This window comes from Erwinia rhapontici (assembly GCF_020683125.1).
In the GTDB taxonomy this organism is placed as follows: Bacteria; Pseudomonadota; Gammaproteobacteria; order Enterobacterales; family Enterobacteriaceae; genus Erwinia; species Erwinia rhapontici.
In genome coordinates, this window is record NZ_CP085627.1 from 1,082,477 (window position 1) to 1,103,714 (window position 21,238).

At 51.5% G+C, this 21,238-nt stretch carries 19 protein-coding genes; 8 read left to right on the forward strand and 11 right to left on the reverse strand.

The genetic code is table 11. The features are described from left to right. Nucleotides 1–78: 78 nt before the first annotated feature. Complete coding sequence (yajL, locus tag LJN55_RS05065) at nt 79–675, reverse strand: protein deglycase YajL (protein ID WP_227535792.1); 597 nt, start codon at nt 673–675, stop codon at nt 79–81. Then, entirely contained in the window at nt 629–1,549 is a 921-nt protein-coding gene (panE, locus tag LJN55_RS05070; RefSeq protein ID WP_133846307.1) for a 2-dehydropantoate 2-reductase, read from the reverse strand. Before panE ends, yajL begins: the two co-directional genes overlap by 47 nt. Before the next feature lie 127 nt (nt 1,550–1,676). On the opposite strand from panE, the gene LJN55_RS05075 reads away from it, so the two are divergent. After that, the gene (locus tag LJN55_RS05075; RefSeq protein ID WP_133846308.1) at nt 1,677–2,168 is read left to right on the forward strand and encodes a YajQ family cyclic di-GMP-binding protein; all 492 of its coding nucleotides are present in this window, start codon (nt 1,677–1,679) and stop codon (nt 2,166–2,168) included. Nucleotides 2,169–2,302: 134 nt separating this feature from the next. On the opposite strand, the gene LJN55_RS05080 is transcribed toward LJN55_RS05075, so the two are convergent. The 8 genes from LJN55_RS05080 to LJN55_RS05115 form a co-directional block, all read right to left on the reverse strand. After that, on the reverse strand, nt 2,303–3,670 hold the full coding sequence (locus LJN55_RS05080) for an MFS transporter (RefSeq protein ID WP_133846309.1): 1,368 nt from the start codon (nt 3,668–3,670) through the stop codon (nt 2,303–2,305). A gap of 129 nt (nt 3,671–3,799) precedes the next feature. Then, the gene (cyoE, locus tag LJN55_RS05085) at nt 3,800–4,687 is read right to left on the reverse strand and encodes a heme o synthase (RefSeq protein WP_133846310.1); all 888 of its coding nucleotides are present in this window, start codon (nt 4,685–4,687) and stop codon (nt 3,800–3,802) included. Between the two features lie 13 nt (nt 4,688–4,700). After that, complete coding sequence (locus LJN55_RS05090) at nt 4,701–5,030, reverse strand: cytochrome o ubiquinol oxidase subunit IV (RefSeq protein WP_133846311.1); 330 nt, start codon at nt 5,028–5,030, stop codon at nt 4,701–4,703. Then, complete coding sequence (locus tag LJN55_RS05095) at nt 5,030–5,650, reverse strand: cytochrome o ubiquinol oxidase subunit III (protein ID WP_133846312.1); 621 nt, start codon at nt 5,648–5,650, stop codon at nt 5,030–5,032. The genes LJN55_RS05090 and LJN55_RS05095 overlap by 1 nt, the downstream gene beginning before the upstream one ends. Further along, on the reverse strand, nt 5,640–7,631 hold the full coding sequence (cyoB, locus tag LJN55_RS05100; RefSeq protein ID WP_133846313.1) for a cytochrome o ubiquinol oxidase subunit I: 1,992 nt from the start codon (nt 7,629–7,631) through the stop codon (nt 5,640–5,642). The genes LJN55_RS05095 and cyoB overlap by 11 nt, the downstream gene beginning before the upstream one ends. A gap of 4 nt (nt 7,632–7,635) precedes the next feature. Beyond that, nucleotides 7,636–8,574, reverse strand: a complete 939-nt coding sequence (cyoA, locus tag LJN55_RS05105; protein WP_133846314.1) for a cytochrome o ubiquinol oxidase subunit II — start codon at nt 8,572–8,574, stop codon at nt 7,636–7,638. 520 nt (nt 8,575–9,094) lie between these two features. Then, nucleotides 9,095–10,588 carry a muropeptide MFS transporter AmpG gene (gene ampG, locus LJN55_RS05110; RefSeq protein WP_133846315.1) on the reverse strand — a complete coding sequence of 498 codons (1,494 nt, stop codon included), beginning with the start codon at nt 10,586–10,588 and terminating at the stop codon, nt 9,095–9,097. Between the two features lie 43 nt (nt 10,589–10,631). Next, nucleotides 10,632–11,210, reverse strand: coding sequence for a lipoprotein (locus LJN55_RS05115; RefSeq protein WP_133846316.1), 579 nt, complete (start codon nt 11,208–11,210; stop codon nt 10,632–10,634). Nucleotides 11,211–11,498: 288 nt separating this feature from the next. On the opposite strand from LJN55_RS05115, the gene bolA reads away from it, so the two are divergent. From bolA to clpX (LJN55_RS05135), 4 genes are all read left to right on the forward strand, one after another. Beyond that, a complete protein-coding gene (gene bolA / locus LJN55_RS05120; RefSeq protein WP_133846317.1) occupies nt 11,499–11,813 on the forward strand; it encodes a transcriptional regulator BolA in 315 nt (104 codons plus the stop codon). 323 nt (nt 11,814–12,136) lie between these two features. Beyond that, on the forward strand, nt 12,137–13,441 hold the full coding sequence (gene tig / locus LJN55_RS05125) for a trigger factor (protein WP_227535793.1): 1,305 nt from the start codon (nt 12,137–12,139) through the stop codon (nt 13,439–13,441). 332 nt (nt 13,442–13,773) lie between these two features. After that, on the forward strand, nt 13,774–14,397 hold the full coding sequence (gene clpP / locus LJN55_RS05130; protein ID WP_133846319.1) for an ATP-dependent Clp endopeptidase proteolytic subunit ClpP: 624 nt from the start codon (nt 13,774–13,776) through the stop codon (nt 14,395–14,397). Between the two features lie 106 nt (nt 14,398–14,503). Beyond that, nucleotides 14,504–15,778 carry an ATP-dependent protease ATP-binding subunit ClpX gene (clpX, locus tag LJN55_RS05135; RefSeq protein ID WP_227535794.1) on the forward strand — a complete coding sequence of 425 codons (1,275 nt, stop codon included), beginning with the start codon at nt 14,504–14,506 and terminating at the stop codon, nt 15,776–15,778. 64 nt (nt 15,779–15,842) lie between these two features. Here clpX (LJN55_RS05135) and LJN55_RS05140 read toward each other — a convergent pair whose 3' ends face one another. After that, nucleotides 15,843–16,436: an ATP-dependent Clp protease proteolytic subunit gene (locus LJN55_RS05140; RefSeq protein ID WP_133847037.1), complete on the reverse strand. Its 594-nt coding sequence runs from the start codon at nt 16,434–16,436 to the stop codon at nt 15,843–15,845. Between the two features lie 285 nt (nt 16,437–16,721). Here LJN55_RS05140 and clpX (LJN55_RS05145) point away from each other — a divergent pair, with 285 nt between their 5' ends. The 3 genes from clpX (LJN55_RS05145) to hupB all read left to right on the forward strand — a co-directional run bounded on the left by clpX (LJN55_RS05145) (nt 16,722) and on the right by hupB (nt 21,037). Continuing rightward, nucleotides 16,722–17,996, forward strand: a complete 1,275-nt coding sequence (clpX, locus tag LJN55_RS05145) for an ATP-dependent protease ATP-binding subunit ClpX (RefSeq protein ID WP_167864066.1) — start codon at nt 16,722–16,724, stop codon at nt 17,994–17,996. Nucleotides 17,997–18,185: 189 nt separating this feature from the next. Further along, nucleotides 18,186–20,540, forward strand: coding sequence for an endopeptidase La (gene lon, locus LJN55_RS05150; RefSeq protein ID WP_133845773.1), 2,355 nt, complete (start codon nt 18,186–18,188; stop codon nt 20,538–20,540). A gap of 224 nt (nt 20,541–20,764) precedes the next feature. Then, entirely contained in the window at nt 20,765–21,037 is a 273-nt protein-coding gene (gene hupB, locus LJN55_RS05155) for a nucleoid-associated protein HU-beta (RefSeq protein ID WP_062744954.1), read from the forward strand. The last annotated feature ends 201 nt before the right edge of the window (nt 21,038–21,238 follow it).

Consider the following 21,238-nt stretch of genomic DNA (forward strand, 5'->3'; position numbering starts at 1 on the left):
CGGTGGCTGTGCGCTGGCCGGACGCGAACTGGCTGCGCCGCCGACGTCTGGTGTGTCCGGTCGCACACTTACAAAAAATTAATCGCGGTAATCGTAAATCCCGGCAGCCAGCACCATCTGCTCTGCCACTTCCCGCGCTTTCTCTTTTCCTGCCACTAAATCGATCAGCTTCAGTGCAAAATCAATCGCGGTGCCTGGCCCCTGGCTGGTCAGCAGATTAACGCGCCTGTCCCACACCACGCGACGATCCATCCATTTCTCTTCCGGAATGGTCTCTTTCAGACCCGGATACCCCGTCATATTGCCGACGGGAAACAGATTGTGCGGTATCAGCACGGTGCCTGCGGCGGCGCAGATCGCGGCCACAATTCTTCCCGCCTGATTAAAATGACGTACGGTCTCTACCAGCAGTGGGCTATCGCGGAAGCATTCCGCGCCTTTCAAGCCACCGGGCAGCACAATGGCGGCATAGTCATCGTCGGCCACTTCCACCAGCGGTGCATCGGCCAGCAGTCTGACGCCGCGCGAACAGACGATTTCGCAGTTGCCATCGTCAGCGACGCTGGCAGTGACCACCTTGATCCCGGCACGCACCAGTAAATCGATGGTGGTGACGGCTTCGGTCTCTTCACTCCCAGGTGCCAGGCAAACCAGAACCGATGGATTCGCGGTCATAATCTTGTTCCTTTCGCTTAATAAATTCGTAAAGACGGCTATTTTCCGGGGTAGTGATCCCCTGTGCGCGCGCACGACGGATAACATAGCCATTGATGTAGTCAATTTCGGTGCGCCGTTGTGCGCGAATATCCTGCAACATAGACGATGTGTTACCCGCCGTACTGCGAATCACTTCCAGCACATAGTCGATCAACCACTCACGTGAGGTGTGCTGGCCTTCGCGCTCCATGACGGCGGCAACCTCATTGCTTAAGGCTTCGATCTCCGGGCGATGTTCGGCCAGTTCACCATTTGTGCAGTCGTAGAAGACAGTCAGTGGGTTGATCACACAGTTAACTGCCAGTTTTTGCCAGGCGGCGGAGGCAACGTTATTGTGCCAGGCAACGTCAGGCAATGCGCGATGTAGCACTTCTGCCAGTTCGCTCATGTCGGCTCCCGCAGTCGTGACGGGGCCAATATGGGTAATGCCGGAAGCAACATGCACGATGACAGTGCCATCGCGTCTGGCGGCATGGGTGGTGACACCTCGTAAAAGGGGTTGCGGTAGGCCTTTCAACTCGTCCAGCGTACCCATGCCGTTATGCAACAGCAGCACCGGACAGTGCGCGGGCAGGACAGACTGCATATTCTTTACCGATTCTGAAACCTGCCAGGCCTTTAGCGTGACAATCAGTAATTCGCTGTCAGCGAGAAAGGTGGGGTCATTAGCAATGAATGTTTTATTCGCTGTCTCGCCATTCAGGCCGACTACGTTCACCGAGCAATAAGGCTGCGGAACCCGCAACCAGCCCTGAACGTCATGTCCCTGTTGTTCAAGTGCAGCCAGCCAGATCTGCCCCAAAGCTCCGCATCCAAGTACGGTAATTTTCATTGTTCCTCCCCGCGTGCGGGTTGAGTTAACCGTCCTGCTCATTATTATAGCTTTCAGCGCCAGCGGTTTTATTTACCTGCTGCAAGCAGGTATTATGCCTGTCACTTTAGTATCAGGAGAATAGATCATGCCATCTTTCGATATCGTTTCTGAAATTGATATGCAGGAAGTGCGTAACGCAGTAGATACTGCTAACCGTGAAATCGCTACCCGTTTCGATTTTCGCGGTGTAGAAGCCAGCTTTGAGCTGATTGAGAAGAACGAATCCATCAAAGTATTAAGTGAGTCTGACTTCCAGGTGAAGCAGCTGGTGGATATTCTGCGTGAAAAGCTGTTGAAGCGCGGGATTGAAGGGGCTGCACTGGACGTTCCTGAGCAGATTGTACACAGCGGTAAGAGCTGGAGCGTCGAGGCCAAAATGAAAAAAGGCATCGAAAGCGACATCGCTAAGAAACTGGTTAAGCAGATCAAAGACAGCAAAATCAAAGTACAGACGCAGATCCAAGGTGATGAACTGCGCGTAACCGGTAAATCTCGTGACGATTTGCAGGGCGCGATGGCATTAGTGCGTAAAGCGGATTTGGGGCAGCCGTTCCAGTTCAAAAACTTCCGAGACTAGTGATCTGACCGGTCGGGAAAAACGATTATCCAGAGAGGTAGACCGGAAAAAGGGTCGACCACAACGGGTCTTTTTTACCTGATCATTGTCGATATAAGGGGCGGGCCTTCTCTTTCGGTCCGCCCGTTTGCGTATTATGCCGCGGTGGCAATCAGCTTTTCTATTTCGGCGCGGCTGGTCACCTTGCTGTCAATTTTCACGTAAGCACTGCGCTCTTCCGGCACGATAAACACTGCGGCCACGCCCGGCTGGGCTTTCAAACGTTGCTCCAGAACCTCTTTGTCTTCATGACTCGCTTCCAGAGTGATGCGCAGGCTGCTGACGTAAGGCGGCTCCTGCATACTCAGGCTGACCAGCAACCAGACGACGGCTATCAACGCGCCAATCAGAAAGACGCTTTGTGCGTCAATGTGACCATACACCCAGCCGCCCATGCTGCCACCAATCGCCACACCGAGGAACTGGCTGGTGGAGTAAAGCCCCATCGCTGTCCCTCTGTAACCAGGAGGGGACTCTTTGCTTACCAGAGAAGGCAGAATCGCTTCCATCAGGTTAAAGCCGATGAAGAACAGCTGTACACCAATCACTAACGTCCAGAAATGATTACCGGCACCCCACAGCACCACCTCGGCTATCAGCATTAATACCACGCAGCCGACAAAGACGCGCTTCATACGGCGTTTGACTTCAGCATAGATAATGAACGGTAGCACACTGGCAAAGGCGATCAGCATGGTGACCAGATATACTTTCCAGTGCTCGGCAGGAGGAAGCCCTGCTTGCTCAAATTGCCCGGGTAGGGCAACGAAGCTCGACATCAGCAGAACGTGCAGGCACAGAATACCGATATTCAGCTTCACCAGGCGGCTGTTGGTCAATACATCACGGATGCTGCCCTTAACGATGCCGGACTCACGATTAAGCATGTGGTTTGACGTCGATGGCACCACCAGAAGGGTGATAACGATCCCAGCGCTAGCCAGCAATGCAATCATCCAGAACAATGCGTGCAGGCCAAAAGCGTGAGTAATCACTGGGCCGAGTACCATCGCAATGGCAAAGGTAACGCCGAAGCTGATACCGATAAACGCCATCGCTTTGGTGCGGTTCTGTTCACGCGTCAGGTCCGACAGCAGAGCCATTACCGCAGCAGCAATGGCGCCGGAGCCCTGTAAGGCACGCCCGAGGATAACCCCCCAGATTGACGTAGTCATGGCAGCGATCACGCTACCCAAAACAAAAATCAATAACCCACCCACAATCAGCGGTTTACGGCCAATGCGGTCAGATAGAAGTCCAAAGGGAATTTGAAATATGGCCTGTGCTAAACCGTAGATGCCAATGGCGAATCCAATTAATGCCTCACTGGCTCCCTGTAATGCCATGCCATAAGTGGTAAGAACGGGTAATACCATAAACATTCCCAGCATCCGCAGGGAAAAAACCGTCCCCAAACCCCAGGTCGCGCGCAGCTCGATCGGAGTCATTTTATTATCGTTCATTACTACCTCAGTCTGTCGTATGCACATAGTTTATGTGTGAGGGGAGGGCGGGTAAAACATTACTTTTTATTCAGTCGTAACAAAAAGAAAGGGCGCGAAATCGCGCCCTTAGTAGTGATGTGCTTACTGTTACCTGATGTACGTCAGCAGGTCTTTGGAGGCGGGGGTCATGAAGTCGACAGACATCATCACGCTTAACGCGGTGATGGCAACAATCGAGAACACAAACAGCTTACGCGCCCAGACACGATCGTTCTGAGTTTTGTAACCTGACAGTGCCATACCCAGCCACCAGACGCTGACCGCAGCTGCCACAACCAGGTATTTATACCCGGCATAGCCCACCAGCGTCAGCATCAGTGTGGCAACCATAAACGCGATGATATACAGCGTGATATGGTTCTTCGCCACAGAGATACCTTTCACCACCGGCAGAACCGGGATATTGGCCGCCTGGTAATCTTTAAAGCGGAAGATAGCAATCGCATAAGAATGCGGCATCTGCCACAGGCTAAAGATAGCCAGCAGAATCAATGCACCAGCATCAAACTGGTTGGTGACGGCGCAGTAGCCAATCACTGGAGGCGCAGCTCCGGAAAGACTGCCAATCAGAGTGCCGTATACGGAGTTGCGCTTCATGTACAGGCTGTAAACGCCGACATAAACCACAAAACCCATCACCGCCAGCCACATGGCCAGCGGATTTGCTCCGAAATACAGCATTGCGAAGCCAGCAATACCCAAAACGGTTGCATAAACCAGGCTTAATTTCGGAGAGATAAGGCCTTTAACCAGCACCCGATTCTTGGTTCTCTCCATTTTTTTGTCGATATCACGGTCGATAAAGTTGTTATAAACACAACCTGATGCAACCACCAGCGAGACGCCGACTAAGGTGAAGAGAAACAGGGAATAGTCAATGCTGCCTTTAGAAGCCAGCAGAAACCCCCCGATGACAGAAATTAAATTTCCGAAAATAATTCCTGGTTTTGTTACTTGCAGGTATTGCTTAATCATCACAGTAGCTCTGTTAGTGGCTCATCATGTTGTAGTTGAGGTTCCACATAATCCATAGCGAGCCGACAACAACAATCAGGATGATAAGTGCTGCAAACACGATAGCAATCAGGTTCCAGCCGCCCTCAGACTTGCTGTCCAGGTGGAGGAAATAGACCAGGTGCACCAGCACCTGGACTACCGCACACACCAGAACAACGGCGAGGATGGTCGCTTTAGAAGCGCCGCCGTCCATGACCATCCAGAATGGGATACCCGTCAGAATGATCGACAGGATAAAGCCGATCATATAAGACTTCACGCTACCATGAGAAGCGCCATGCTCAGTTGCTGAATGGCTCATTACATAACCCCCATCAGGTAAACAATGGTGAATACGCAGATCCACACCACATCCAGGAAGTGCCAGAACAAGCTCAGACACATAATACGGGTGCGGTTGCTATCAGTCAGACCACGTTTAGCAATCTGATACATCAACACCAGCATCCAGATCAGGCCTGAAGTCACGTGCAGACCGTGGGTGCCCACCAGCGTGAAGAACGCGGAGAGGAAGCCACTACGATCCGGACCGAAGCCTTCTTTAATCAGGTGATGGAATTCATAGATTTCCATACCGATGAAGCCCAGACCAAACAGGAAGGTCATCGCAAGCCAGCCGATAACTGCACCTTTCTGCTTGTTGTTCATGTTGATAACAGCCATACCATAGGTAATGGAGCTCAACAGAAGCAGGGCGGTTTCCACCAGGACGAAGGGCAGTTCAAAGATGTCTTTGCCTGCCGGGCCGCCCGCAGTGTTATTAACCATCACACCATACGTCGCAAACAGCGTTGCGAAGATGATGCAGTCACTCATCAGGTAGATCCAGAAGCCGAAGACTTTGTTGGCGCCTGTATCGTGGTGATGATGCCCATGCTCCGCATGGGCGTCGTGGTGTTTAGTCACAGTTTCAGTCGACATTTTTCAGACCTGCTTTGCTAATTTCGTCAAAGTGCTGATTTTCGATTTTCTGAACTTCAGCAACAGGAACGTAGTAATCCACGTCTTCGTCAAAGCTCTTGACGATCCAGGACACGATCATGCCCAGGAATGACAGGCCTACCAGCCACCAGATGTGCCAGATTGCTGCAAAACCAAAGACCGCACAGAAGAAACCAATGACGACACCAGCACCGCTGTTTTTCGGCATATGAATTTCTTCATAGTGAGCCGGCTGCTTATAGGCTTCGCCTTTTTCCTTCATTTCCCAGAACGCATCACGCTCGTGAATTTCAGGAACAACAGCAAAGTTATAGAACGGTGGTGGTGAAGAGGTTGCCCACTCCAGAGTACGTCCGCCCCACGGGTCACCGGTCACATCACGCAGCTGCTCACGGTCACGGACCGAAACATAGAACTGAGTGATCTGGCAAATAACACCACAAGCAATCAGACCAGCACCACATGCGGCAATAACCAACATTGAGTGGAACTGAGGATCGATGTCCTGGCTAATACGACGGGTCATGCCCATGAAGCCCAGCACGTACAGCGGCATAAAGGCAACGAAGAAGCCAATAATCCAGAACCAGAACGCGCGGATACCCCAGGTTTCATTCAGTTTGAAGCCGAATGCTTTCGGGAACCAGTAAGTCACACCAGCAAAGCAACCGAACACCACACCACCGATAATCACGTTATGGAAGTGGGCAATCAGGAACAGACTGTTGTGCAGAACGAAGTCTGCACCTGGCACGGCCAGCAGTACCCCGGTCATACCACCTACAGAGAAGGTGACCAGGAAGCCAACGGTCCACAGCATACAGGAGTGCATTTCAATGCGGCCCTGGTACATGGTGAACAGCCAGTTGAAGATTTTAACACCGGTCGGAATGGCGATGATCATCGTCATAATACCGAAGAAGGCGTTAACGTTGGCACCTGCACCCATGGTGAAGAAGTGGTGCAGCCACACGATAAAGGACAGGATGGTAATAACTACCGTAGCCCAAACCAGTGAGGTATAGCCAAACAGACGTTTTTTCGAGAAGGTAGCAACAACTTCCGAGAACACACCAAAGACCGGCAGCACAAGGATGTAAACTTCCGGATGACCCCAAACCCAAATCAGGTTGACGTACATCATCATGTTGCCGCCCATATCATTGGTAAAGAAATGGAAACCAAGATAACGGTCAAGGGTCAGCAGAGCCAGGGTCACGGTCAGAACCGGGAACGCGGCGATGATCAGCACGTTGGTGCACAGGGAAGCCCAGGTGAACACCGGCATTTTAAACATGGTCATGCCAGGTGCACGCATCTTCATGATGGTCACGAAGAAGTTGATACCTGTCAGGGTCGTACCGATACCGGAAAGCTGTAGACTCCATATCCAGTAGTCAACACCGACCCCCGGACTGTATTCCGCCCCCGAAAGTGGTGGGTATGCCAGCCAGCCGGTCTGTGCGAATTCGCCCACACCCAGTGACAGGTTAACCAGAACCACACCAACCATGGTGAACCAGAAGCTCAGGTTGTTGAGGAACGGGAAGGCCACATCGCGTGCGCCGATCTGTAATGGAACAGCAATGTTCATCAGACCAACAACAAACGGCATCGCTACGAAGAAGATCATGATCACGCCGTGGGCGGTGAAAATCTGATCGTAGTGGTGTGGTGGCAAAATGCCGGCTTCACCCGCGGAGGCAAGCACCTGCTGAGTACGCATCATTACCGCATCGGCAAAGCCACGTAGCAACATGACAAATGCCAGAATGATGTACATGATACCGAGTTTTTTGTGGTCAACTGAGGTCAGCCACTCGGTCCACAGATATTTCCACTTACCGAAGTAAGTCAGTGCGGCGACCAGCGCCAGACCGCCAAGAATAATGGCGGCAACCGTAACCATGATAATCGGTTCATGATACGGCACTGCATCCAGTGTTAATTTTCCAAGCATCGTATTATTCCTCGGCTCCCGCGTGAGCGGCATTGCTCATATCCATGCCTTCATGGCCTTCGCCGTGGGACATGTCCATGCTTCCACCGTGGTTCATCTTGAACTGACCGATAATGTCTTTAAACAGTCCAGGTTTCACACTTGAGAAGAATTCAACCGGGTGATTTTCGCTAGGCGCAGCCAGCTTATTAAAATCATCCATTGTCATGAGGGTGTCTGGTGACTGTTTTGCTTTAGCAACCCACTGCTCGAAAGACGCTTCGTCAGGAGTAGCAATCGCTTTAAACTTCATACCAGAGAAACCACGACCACTGAAGTTCGAGGAAATACCGTCAAAGGTGCCGGCTTCATTAGCAATCAAGTTCAATCTTGTCTGCATGCCCGCCATAGCGTAAATCTGGCTACCGAGGGTAGGGATGAAGAAGGAGTTCATGACGGTGTTCGAGGTAATCTTGAAGCTCACAGGGCGGTTAGCCGGGAAAGCAATCTGATTAACGGTGGCAATACCCTGTTCCGGGTAAATGAACATCCATTTCCAGTCAAGAGAGACAACTTCGATCACGACAGGTTTCGCGTCAGATGCCAGTGGCTTGCTTGGTTCCAGTGCATGGGTTGATTTCCACGTCAGAATGCCAAGGAAGACAATGATCAAGATCGGCACAGTCCATACTACGGCTTCCACTTTGTTCGAGTGGGACCAGTTTGGGCTGTACTTCGCATTGGTGTTAGATGCCCGATATTTCCAGGCGAACACCACGGCCATCAAGACTGCGGGGATCACGACGATCATCATCAGGCCGAAGGCCGTCAAAATCAGCGAACGTTGCTCCATTGCAATCTGTCCTTTGGGATTTAATAACGCACTATCACAACCACTTAACAAAATCATGCTTGCGATTAATGACAAAATCCCCAAACTTTTATTGTATTTCCTGAGTCTCATTTAACGACCTCAATGACAAGGGCTCTATTGTCGTTTAAGTGTGGCGGCATTTTACGGGAAGGTTTCAGTACTGTAAACCTGCAACAGGTTGTGTCAGCGGGGTGTTGACACCTTTTGCAAAGACTGTCACATATGTTGCCGTAAGTGACAAAATATGAATGCTGGCAAAGGGTTGGCATCAATATAACAAAATCCAATAGAAAAAACCGTACAAAAATTGTATCTGCTATAACCAGGCATTTAATGCACCATTTATTTAACATCTCATTATCAATTGTGTGATATTGATTAACTAAATTTAATTACGCACCGGGTTTTAATACCTGAAAATGAGGGGGAAGATTCGTCAGGATTTTTTTTAAACGACTTAATAAAGGATAAAAATAATATTTCTCGTCAAGCCATCAACTTTTCTGATGTGTTACCTGCGTGCCGCACTCCCTGTGCGGCAAAAGTCACTCGAATTGTTAACCCATTGTTGGTTAAATAATTTTCTTAACATTTCTCGAATGCAAAGACATTATCGCTGATTTACGATGTTTGCATGGGATTTCCGCAGCGCCAGGAAGTCCAGCAGTGTTCCCGTCACAATCCCGCCCAGTACCAGCAGAATACCTGCTTCAAACAGACGGGTACTCAACTCGGGGTAGGAGAACCAGTCCAGCGCATCCATCGCCAGCACCAGCAGCCAGACAGCCAGCAGTGCACAGCCAGCAATCAGTCCGCGCACTGCCCAGCGATAGCCGGAGCGATAGGCGGTTCGCGGCAGAAAGTCAGGATGAGTTTGTGCATATTCCAGCGTCGAACGGCATCCGAGCAGTAATAGCAGTCCGGGCAGTGCTGCCACCACAGAGAAGGCATAAAACGTCGGCCAGCCCCAGGACTCAACAAACCATCCCGCCACAGGTCCCACATAGACGCGACCCACCGCTGAGAGCGCAGAGAGCAGGGCAAATTGAGTCGCCGAAAACGAACGGTTACACAACGTCATCAATAGCGCCACGAAGGCAGCAGTACCCATCCCACCGCACAGATTTTCCACGGTCACTGCGGCTGCCATGCTGTAAAGGTGCTTGTCAGTGACTGACAGGATCCAGTAACCCAGATTGGACACCGCTTGTAAAATACCGAACAGCATCAGGGCGCGAAACAGGTTAAGACGTTGCATCAGCACACCGCCTGCCAGTGCACCGATGATGGTGGCGACCAGGCCGAGTGTTTTGTTGACCAATCCAACATCACCTGCATCAAATCCGACGCCACGGATCAAAAAAATGGTGGTCAGGCTGGCAGCAAAAGCATCGCCCAGCTTATAAAGGACAATCAGTGACAGAATCAGCCAGGCATTATTGCGGTTGAAGAAATCGCGCAGTGGGGCAATAACGGCTTCTTCCAGTGTCTGTGGGCGATCAACGGTAGCATCTGGCTCTTTAGCCAGTAAGGTGGCTATCACACCCGGCAGCATCATTGCGGCCATCAGCCACCAGATCGCCTGCCAGCCGAGAAAACGATCTGCCAGCCACAGTGCCAGCCCGCCGGAGACCAGCATTGCCAGCCGATAGCCCAGTACGCTAATTGCCGCACCGCTACCGCGCTCAGTGGCGGACAGCACATCCGTCTTCCAGGCATCAAACACAATATCCTGAGAGGCCGAACAAAATGCGACCAGCACCGCCAGCGCTGCCAGCAGAGTCAAATCGCGTGAAGGTTGCATAAAGCCCATCAGTGCGATCCCGACGATCAGCAACAACTGAGTGACTAACAACCAGCCACGTCTGCGCCCAAGAAATGGCGGCGTGTAACGGTCCATCAGCGGTGACCAGAGGAACTTAAAGACGTAAGCCTGTCCGACGAGGGAAAAGAATCCGATGGTTTTAATATCGATATTCTCAACGGCCATCCACGCCTGAAGCGTACCCGATGTGAGCGCGAGCGGCAGACCAGAAGCGAAGCCGAGGAATAAAAGAAGGGCAGAGTTGCGTCGGGTAAAGATGTGCAGATAGTGGTTAGGCATACGGACCTTACATCAGGCCCGGCGTCCTGCCGGGCCAGAGGGATTAACGCGCGTTTTGCTTGATGAAGTCGTTAACGCTGGTGTCCTGCGCCATATCGGCAATCACGTCACCGAGGGTGCTGTTGACGACATTCGTGATTTTCTGATTATTCGCGGCGAACGCACCTTCAACACTGCTGGTCTGGCGGTAGTTTTTCACCTGCTTACTGCCATTTTTAGCCGTAGCGATGATAGAAATATCCGCTTTAGTGGTGATGCTGTAACGCACATTACCCTGGGTAACGTCAGCGTACAGGCCATTCACCACGATTTGCAGATCAACAGCGCCGCTTGGGCCGACCATATAACCGCGTGCGGTCATCTGCTTCTCCAGTGTTTCCTGTAACAGGAAACGCAGATCGCGAGACGGGGTCAGGGTGATCAGCTGGCCGTCGCGGTTAACTTTCGCCAGCGCCTGATCGCTACGCTGATCGGCACCCGTGATGCTGATAGTGATGCCCATCAGGCTTGGATCACGCTGTGGCAGCTGAATTTTTGGTGAAATGTCGAGCGTATTGCTGCTCCCTGCGCAGCCAGCCAGAATTAACACGGCCAGCAGAGGGAAAAATAATTTTTTTAACATGCTTATTTTCTCGATTACGTGAGTAGTATTGCTGACAAAACTGCGGTCATCATATCATTGCCTGTCGGCAGGGGAAGCCCCGATCGAGCGTAAATTCATCGCGTTGCGGAATTTTCAGACTTAATGAGACTCAGGCATTCGACCTCGTGATAGGCGATGTGTTGCATGGCGGTGATTGAAAAGTAAATGCCATCAGGAAAAAAACGCTAAAGTGCGTCGGTTTTACACAAAAACCGACTACGATTTAAAGGGATGGGGCGCAGTTCTCTGCATCAAAGGAGTCCAGGTATGATCCGTGAACAAATAGAAGAAAAGTTACGAACGGCGTTTTCTCCTGTGCATCTTGAGGTGCATGATGAAAGCTATCGCCATAATGTGCCTGCGGGCGCTGAGAGTCACTTCAAGGTGGTGATTGTCAGTGACAGCTTTAACGATCAGCGTTTTCTAACCCGCCACCGGGCTATTTACGGGGTGCTGGCGGATGAGCTGGCCGGCAGTGTGCACGCACTGGCACTTCACAGTTATACCTTGAAAGAGTGGGAGGGTTTACAAGATACCGTTCCATCCTCACCTAACTGCCGTGGTGCCGGTACGCTGGCCTGACCCGACGCAAAAAACTGAAAACGGCCTGTTGGCCGTTTTTTCATTTATAGAGCCAGAAAAATGTGGCAGTCAGCAAATTCTTGCGATTTGGCAGCAAAAATGTAAAAAGTAGCGGGGTCCGGGCGAGAGTGTAGCCTCGACTCATTAAGACGTTGCCGCTATAATGCTGCGTCTATTTTTTTCCGGAATGTCTTCGGGATGCTTCTGTGAAACAGGGAATGTGGTTCTGACATCAGAAGCCGTCCCGGTTCTTAGATACACCCTGGTCATCCAGTGGTGTTTGTCTGAAGTTGACCGAGCACGTGATTTTTTGAGGTAATAAGATGCAAGTTTCAGTAGAAACAACTCAGGGCCTGGGCCGTCGCGTAACGATTACCGTAGATAAAGATGTGATCGAAAACGCGGTGAAAAGTGAGCTGGTCAGCGTAGCTAAGAAAGTGCGCATCGACGGTTTCCGCAAAGGAAAAGTACCGATGACTGTTGTTGAACAGCGTTACGGTGCTTCTGTTCGCCAGGACGTCCTGGGCGATCTGATGCAGCGCGGCTTTGTCGATGCGATCATCAAAGAAAAAATTAATCCGGCTGGCGCACCGCAGTACGTACCAGGCGAATACAAAACCGGTGAAGACTTCACATTCTCAGCTGAATTTGAAGTGTACCCGGAAGTTGAGCTGAAGGGTCTGGAAGCAATCGAAGTTGAAAAACCGGTTGTTGAAGTGACTGATGCTGACGTTGATACCATGCTGGACACTCTGCGCAAGCAGCAGGCCACCTGGAAAGAAACCGACGCTGCAGCGACTGCTGAAGATCGTGCAACCATCGATTTCTCCGGTTCTGTAGATGGTGAAGAGTTCGAAGGCGGCAAAGCGTCTGACTTCGTATTGGCAATGGGCCAGGGTCGTATGATCCCTGGTTTCGAAGAAGGTGTTGTTGGCCACAAAGCGGGCGAGACCTTTACTATCGACGTTAACTTCCCGGACGATTACCACGCTGAGAACCTGAAAGGTAAAGCAGCGAAGTTTGAAATCGTACTGAAGAAAGTTGAAGAGCGCGAGCTGCCAGAGTTCACTGAAGAGTTCATCAAGCGTTTCGGCGTTGAAGATGGTTCTGTCGCGGGTCTGCGTGCAGAAGTGGGCAAGAACATGCAGCGTGAGCTGAAAGGTGCCGTGCGTAACCGCGTGAAATCTCAGGCAATCGACGGTCTGGTGAAAGCCAATGACATCGATGTTCCTGCTGCTTTGATTGACGGTGAGATTGACGTGCTGAAGCGTCAGGCTGCACAGCGCTTTGGTGGTAACGAAAAGCAAGCTCTGGAGCTGCCTCGTGAACTGTTCGAAGAGCAGGCTAAACGCCGCGTAGTTGTCGGTCTGCTGTTGGGCGAAGTGATTCGTACTCACGAGCTGAAAGCTGACGAAGACCGTGTTAAAGCGCTGATCGAAGAGATGGCTTCTGCATACGAAGATCCAACAGAAGTGATCGAGTTCTACAGCAAAAATAACGAGCTGATGAACAACATGCGTAACGTAGCGCTGGAAGAGCAGGCTGTTGAAGCCGTGCTGGAAAAAGCGAAAGTGACTGAAAAAGCCACTAACTTCCAGGAACTGATGAACCAGACTGCTACGGCCTGATTCTGAACTCTGTTAGTTGACGTTAAGCCCGCTGCCTTCTGGCAGCGGGCTTTTGTCGTTTATGGGGTAAAATCCCACTGCTTTTATAGGCTATTTGCGCATTTAATCTGCAAATTATCGACTAAGCTACTTTTCCTGGTTAGCAGTTGATAAAAACGTTGTTATGCTTGAAACAGCAGGGGATCATCCCCAAATTGGTACAACGAAGTCATCAGGCCCGATAACTGTCCGGACGGCATCGGGTGTAAGGCCTGGAATCATAGTGTTCCTGATCGCTCTCAAGTAGAATCGCTACAGAGTGTTGCCAAATGAAATTTATCCAGGAGACGATAATGTCATACAGCGGCGAACGTGAACTAACTGCACCTCATATGGCTCTGGTGCCAATGGTGGTCGAACAAACCTCTCGTGGAGAGCGTTCTTACGACATCTACTCGCGCCTGCTGAAAGAGCGCATTATTTTTCTGACCGGCCAGGTCGAAGACCACATGGCCAACCTGATCGTTGCGCAGATGCTGTTTCTGGAAGCGGAGAATCCAGAAAAGGATATCCACCTGTACATTAACTCTCCTGGTGGCGTCATCACCGCAGGGATGTCAATTTATGACACCATGCAGTTTATCAAACCTGACGTTAGCACCATCTGTATGGGCCAGGCCTGTTCGATGGGCGCTTTCCTGCTGACCGCGGGAGCGAAAGGCAAGCGTTACTGCCTGCCGAATTCACGCGTGATGATTCACCAACCGCTGGGCGGTTTCCAGGGGCAGGCGTCAGATATTGACATCCATGCCCGTGAAATCATCAAGACTAAGCAGATGATGAACGAACTGATGGCAAAACATACCGGGCAGACGATCGAAACCATTGAGCGCGATACCAACCGCGACCGTTTCTTGTCGGCCAGCGAATCCGTAGAGTACGGCTTAGTGGATTCTGTGCTGTCCCAGCGTAACTGATTAAACATGTTGTGACATGGTGCCGTTGCCTCCGCGGATAGCTCTGGTGGCGGCCGCGTAACTAACCCCTGGTGGGAAGGTGAGTGTGACAATGAGGGGGAAGTAAATGACTGATAAACGCAAAGACGGTTCAGGTAAACTGCTGTACTGCTCTTTTTGCGGCAAAAGCCAGCATGAAGTGCGCAAGCTGATCGCCGGCCCGTCTGTGTATGTCTGCGATGAATGTGTTGATTTGTGCAATGACATCATTCGCGAAGAGATCAAAGAAGTTGCGCCACACCGTGAGCGTAGCTCACTGCCCACGCCGCACGAAATCCGCCACCACCTCGATGACTACGTTATCGGCCAGGAGCGGGCGAAGAAGGTGCTGGCAGTGGCGGTGTATAACCACTACAAGCGCCTGCGCAACGGCGACACCAGCAACGGTATTGAGCTGGGGAAAAGTAACATTCTGCTGATTGGCCCGACCGGTAGCGGTAAAACCCTGCTGGCCGAAACGCTGGCCCGCCTGCTGGACGTCCCGTTCACCATGGCCGATGCCACCACGCTGACCGAAGCCGGTTACGTGGGCGAGGATGTGGAAAACATCATTCAGAAGCTGCTGCAGAAGTGTGACTACGACGTGCAGAAAGCGCAGCGCGGGATTGTCTACATCGATGAGATCGACAAGATTTCACGCAAGTCAGACAACCCGTCTATCACCCGAGATGTCTCCGGTGAAGGCGTGCAGCAGGCGCTGCTGAAGCTGATCGAAGGCACGGTGGCGGCAGTTCCTCCGCAGGGTGGGCGCAAGCATCCGCAGCAGGAGTTTTTGCAGGTGGATACCTCGAAAATTCTGTTTATCTGCGGCGGTGCGTTTGCCGGCCTGGATAAAGTGGTGTCGCAGCGCGTGGATACCGGCACCGGTATCGGTTTTGGCGCATCGGTGAAGGGCAAGTCTGAGAAAGCGACAGAAGGCGAGCTGCTGGCACAGGTGGAGCCGGAAGATCTGATCAAGTTTGGTCTGATCCCGGAGTTCATCGGCCGCCTGCCGGTGGTGGCGACGCTGACGGAGCTGAGTGAAGATGCGTTAATTCAGATCCTGCGTGAGCCGAAAAATGCGCTGACCAAGCAGTATCAGGCGCTGTTCAATCTGGAAGGCGTGGACCTGGAGTTCCGTGAAGATGCGCTGACGGCGATTGCCAAAAAGGCAATGTCACGCAAAACAGGTGCTCGTGGGCTGCGTTCTATCGTGGAAGGCGCACTGCTGAACACCATGTACGACCTGCCGTCGATGGATGACGTGGAGAAAGTCGTGGTGGATGCACCGGTCATCGACGGTGACAGCGAACCTAAGCTTATCTACGGCAAGCCAGAAACTCAGCAGGCATCTGGCGAGTAACCTGATGTTATGCAGACAAAAAAGGGCCCGCTGATGCGGGCCTTTTTTTGTTACTGTCGGGCGATTAACCTTTCAGTTCGTCCCACTGGCTGATGACGTGGGTAGTGATACCGTAATCAACGGCTTGCTCAGGACTCATCCAGTAATTACTGTCAGTGTCTTTCTCTACTTTTTCCAGAGGCTGGCCCGTTGCTTTGCTGATCAGCTGGTTAATACGTGCACGTGCACGCAATAGCTCTTTCGCTTCGATCTCAATGTCAGAGACTTTACCGCGCACGCCGCCCAGGGGTTGGTGAATCATAAAGCGAGTATTCGGCAGTGAGTAACGGTCATCTTTGTCAGCTGCAAGGAAAATGGTGATACCGGCGCTGGCCACCCAGCCAGTACCAATGACCAGTACTTTAGGTTTCACAAATTTGATCATGTCGTGGATGGTGTCACCAGCTTCAACATGGCCACCCTGGCTGTTAATGAACAGCTTGATTGGCTCATCGCCCATTTCTTGCAGGATCAGCAACTGTGCGGTCACTTTCTCAGCAAGCGCCTGATTAATCTCACCTGAAATGATAATAGAGCGTGACTGCAGCAGTTTATTGACTGCCAGCGATGAGTTCTTCTCTTCCTGCCCGTTTTCTTCTTTAGTTGGCTCTTGAGGCATGCTTTACACTCCATCGGATAATCATAAGTGACCAGAGTTTAGCATAATCCAATTACCAGCTAAATCAACAGGAATAGTAGGCAGTCTTTGTTATTTAAAACAGTACGTTAAATGACATTTTCACCTGTAAATAAAGTGACTGGCTGTTTTTTGTCCGGAGTGTGTGTGTCCATGATTAAGTCTTGTGAACATGACACGCATCGGACTTTTACTCCCAATTACAGCGGGAAATGGGCTATATTAAGGACTGGTACGCGTAAATTAAGTAAGGCATGAGGTTAACTGATGACAGATAAGCGCAAAGACGGTTCAGGTAAACTGCTGTACTGCTCTTTTTGCGGCAAAAGCCAGCATGAAGTGCGTAAGCTGATTGCCGGCCCGTCAGTCTACATCTGCGATGAATGTGTCGACTTATGTAACGACATTATTCGCGAAGAGATCAAAGAAGTTGTGCCACATCGTGAGCGCAACTCACTGCCCACGCCGCACGAAATCCGCCACCACCTCGATGACTACGTTATCGGCCAGGAGCGGGCGAAGAAGGTGCTGGCAGTGGCGGTGTATAACCACTACAAGCGCCTGCGCAACGGCGACACCAGCAACGGTATTGAGCTGGGGAAAAGTAACATTCTGCTGATTGGCCCGACCGGTAGCGGTAAAACCCTGCTGGCCGAAACGCTGGCCCGCCTGCTGGACGTCCCGTTCACCATGGCCGATGCCACCACGCTGACCGAAGCCGGTTACGTGGGCGAGGATGTGGAAAACATCATTCAGAAGCTGCTGCAGAAGTGTGACTACGACGTGCAGAAAGCGCAGCGCGGGATTGTCTACATCGATGAGATCGACAAGATTTCACGCAAGTCAGACAACCCGTCTATCACCCGAGATGTCTCCGGTGAAGGCGTGCAGCAGGCGCTGCTGAAGCTGATCGAAGGCACGGTGGCGGCAGTTCCTCCGCAGGGTGGGCGCAAGCATCCGCAGCAGGAGTTTTTGCAGGTGGATACCTCGAAAATTCTGTTTATCTGCGGCGGTGCGTTTGCCGGCCTGGATAAAGTGGTGTCGCAGCGCGTGGATACCGGCACCGGTATCGGTTTTGGCGCATCGGTGAAGGGCAAGTCTGAGAAAGCGACAGAAGGCGAGCTGCTGGCACAGGTGGAGCCGGAAGATCTGATCAAGTTTGGTCTGATCCCGGAGTTCATCGGCCGTCTGCCGGTGGTGGCGACGCTGACGGAGCTGAGTGAAGATGCGTTAATTCAGATCCTGCGTGAGCCGAAAAATGCGCTGACCAAGCAGTATCAGGCGCTGTTCAATCTGGAAGGCGTGGAGCTGGAGTTCCGTGAGGAAGCATTGACGGCGATTGCCAAAAAGGCAATGTCACGCAAAACGGGTGCCCGCGGGCTGCGTTCTATCGTGGAAGGCGCACTGCTGAACACCATGTACGACCTGCCGTCGATGGATGACGTCGAGAAAGTGGTGATCGATGAATCGGTCATTGGTGGTGAGAGCGAGCCGATGCTGATTTATGGCAAGCCCGAAGCACAGCAGGCGTCTGGCGAATAAATAACCAAATCATTCCAGTCAGTTATCGAAAAGGGGGAAAATGTTCCCCCTTTTACTTTTCTCGTTACCCCAACATTGAATCTATTCCGTTCATCCCCATATACTCAGATACCTGTGGGTCAAACTGCACTTTTTCTGGATGATGCGGTTCCCCTTACCCTGGCGGAAATTAAACTAAGAGAGAGCTCTATGAATCCTGAGCGTTCTGAACGCATTGAAATCCCTGTGTTACCGTTGCGTGACGTAGTGGTTTATCCGCACATGGTCATTCCGTTGTTTGTTGGTCGTGAAAAATCAATTCGCTGCCTTGAAGCCGCCATGGATCATGACAAAAAGATCATGCTGGTCGCTCAGAAAGAAGCTTCAACGGATGAACCTGGCATCAACGATCTCTTCTCAGTCGGGACTGTTGCCTCTATTTTGCAAATGCTGAAACTCCCCGACGGCACCGTTAAAGTGCTGGTTGAAGGTTTACAGCGTGCACACATCACCACCTTATCCGATAACGGCGACCACTTTACTGCCCAGGCAGAGTACCTGGAGTCGCCTGAAATTGAAGAGCGTGAGCAGGAAGTGCTGGTGCGTACGGCGATCAATCAGTTTGAAGGCTATATCAAGCTGAACAAAAAGATCCCCCCAGAAGTCCTGACCTCACTGAACAACATCGATGATGCTGCCCGTCTGGCAGATACCGTTGCTGCCCATATGCCGCTGAAACTGGCTGATAAACAGTCTGTTCTGGAAATGTCAGATATCAACGAGCGTCTGGAATACCTGATGGCGATGATGGAGTCGGAGATTGACCTGTTACAGGTTGAGAAACGCATCCGTAATCGTGTCAAAAAGCAGATGGAAAAAAGCCAGCGTGAGTACTATCTGAATGAGCAGATGAAGGCCATTCAGAAAGAACTGGGCGAAATGGACGATGCGCCGGATGAAAACGAAGCGCTGAAACGCAAAATCGATGCGGCAAAAATGCCGAAAGAAGCGCGTGATAAAACGGAAGCTGAGCTGCAGAAGCTGAAAATGATGTCGCCGATGTCTGCCGAAGCCACCGTTGTACGTGGTTATATTGACTGGATGGTTCAGGTGCCATGGAATGCACGTAGCAAGGTGAAGAAAGATCTGCTGAAGGCGCAAGAAACGCTGGATATGGACCACTTCGGCCTTGAGCGCGTCAAAGACCGCATCCTGGAATATTTGGCAGTACAGAGCCGCGTCAGCAAAATCAAAGGCCCAATCCTGTGCCTGGTAGGGCCTCCTGGCGTGGGTAAAACCTCGCTGGGGCAGTCCATCGCCAAAGCCACTGGCCGTAAATATGTGCGTATGGCATTGGGTGGGGTACGTGATGAAGCAGAAATCCGTGGTCACCGTCGTACCTATATCGGTTCCATGCCGGGCAAACTGATCCAGAAGATGGCAAAAGTTGGCGTTAAAAACCCACTTTTCCTGCTGGATGAAATTGACAAAATGTCTTCGGATATGCGCGGTGATCCGGCATCTGCTCTGTTAGAAGTACTTGATCCAGAACAGAATATTGCCTTTAACGATCACTATCTGGAAGTAGATTACGATCTCTCCGATGTGATGTTTGTCGCAACGTCTAACTCGATGAACATTCCAGCCCCCTTGCTGGACCGTATGGAAGTGATTCGCCTGTCGGGTTACACCGAGGATGAAAAACTCAATATCGCCAAACAGCACCTGCTGTCGAAGCAGATTGAGCGTAATGCACTGAAGAAAAATGAACTGACCGTGGACGATAGCGCCATTGTTGGCATTATTCGCTATTACACTCGTGAAGCGGGCGTGCGTAGCCTTGAACGCGAATTGTCCAAGCTGTGCCGCAAAGCCGTCAAAACGCTGCTGATGGACAAATCCATTAAACACATCGAAATTAACGGCGATAACCTCAAAGATTATCTCGGCGTGCAGCGCTTCGATTATGGCCGTGCCGATAGCGAAAACCGCGTAGGCCAGGTGACTGGTCTGGCATGGACGGAAGTGGGTGGCGATCTGCTGACCATTGAAACCGCCTGTGTGCCGGGTAAAGGCAAGCTGACCTATACGGGGTCACTGGGCGAAGTGATGCAGGAATCCATCCAGGCGGCGCTGACGGTGGTGCGTGCTCGTGCAGAGAAACTGGGCATCAACGCTGACTTCTATGAGAAGCGTGATATCCACGTTCACGTGCCTGAAGGGGCAACGCCGAAAGATGGTCCAAGTGCCGGTATTGCAATGTGCACCGCGCTGGTTTCGTGTCTGACCGGTAACCCGGTGCGTGCAGACGTGGCGATGACGGGCGAAATTACGCTGCGTGGTCAGGTTCTGCCGATTGGTGGTTTGAAAGAAAAACTGCTTGCCGCACACCGTGGTGGCATCAAGACGGTCTTAATCCCGGACGAGAACAAGCGCGATCTGGAAGAAATTCCGGATAACGTGATTGCCGACCTGGAGATTCATCCGGTGAAACGCATTGAAGAAGTATTAGCCCTGGCCCTGCAAAATGCCCCGTATGGCATGCAGGTTGTTACGGCAAAATAGTGATTTAAGGCAAACTCACTGTAAAACTAAGGCTGGTAAGTGAATTGGTGCTTGCCAGCTTTTTTTTGTGCCGCTAAGTTAGGATGCTGTTAAGCCAGTGACGGCAAAGGTTGCGGGTTGCTGAGGCTCAACAAGCTCGGGCTAAACAGCCATAACAAATCACGCACGTACGTGTCCGGCAGAAAGCCTGTTCACGGTGTAAAAATAAAAGAGGGGATGAGTGAGTGAATAAGTCACAGTTGATCGACAAAATTGCTGCAAACGCCGATATTTCTAAAGCTGCAGCGGGACGTGTATTAGATGCTTTTATCGGTTCAGTTACAGAATCTCTGCAGGCTGGCGATGAAGTTGCGCTGGTCGGCTTCGGTACTTTCTCCGTGCGTGAACGCGCCGAGCGTACCGGCCGTAACCCGCAAACCGGCAAAGAAATTACTATCGCAGCGGGTAAAGTACCTGGCTTCCGTGCCGGTAAAGCGCTGAAAGACTCTGTAAATTAAGTGCATTAAGCCGCCGCAGGAGCAGATTTCTTCGGCGTATTGAGGATCGCCAACGCGTTCTCATGTAACATACGGGGCACATCAGCGACTTGATGTGCCTTTTTTTATGTTTCAATGACAAACGCGTGCTGCGGTTGTCTAAAATGGCTAAGTGCGTCCTCGGGAACGCGGGACGGCAGCGCAAGGTTTTACATTCACACT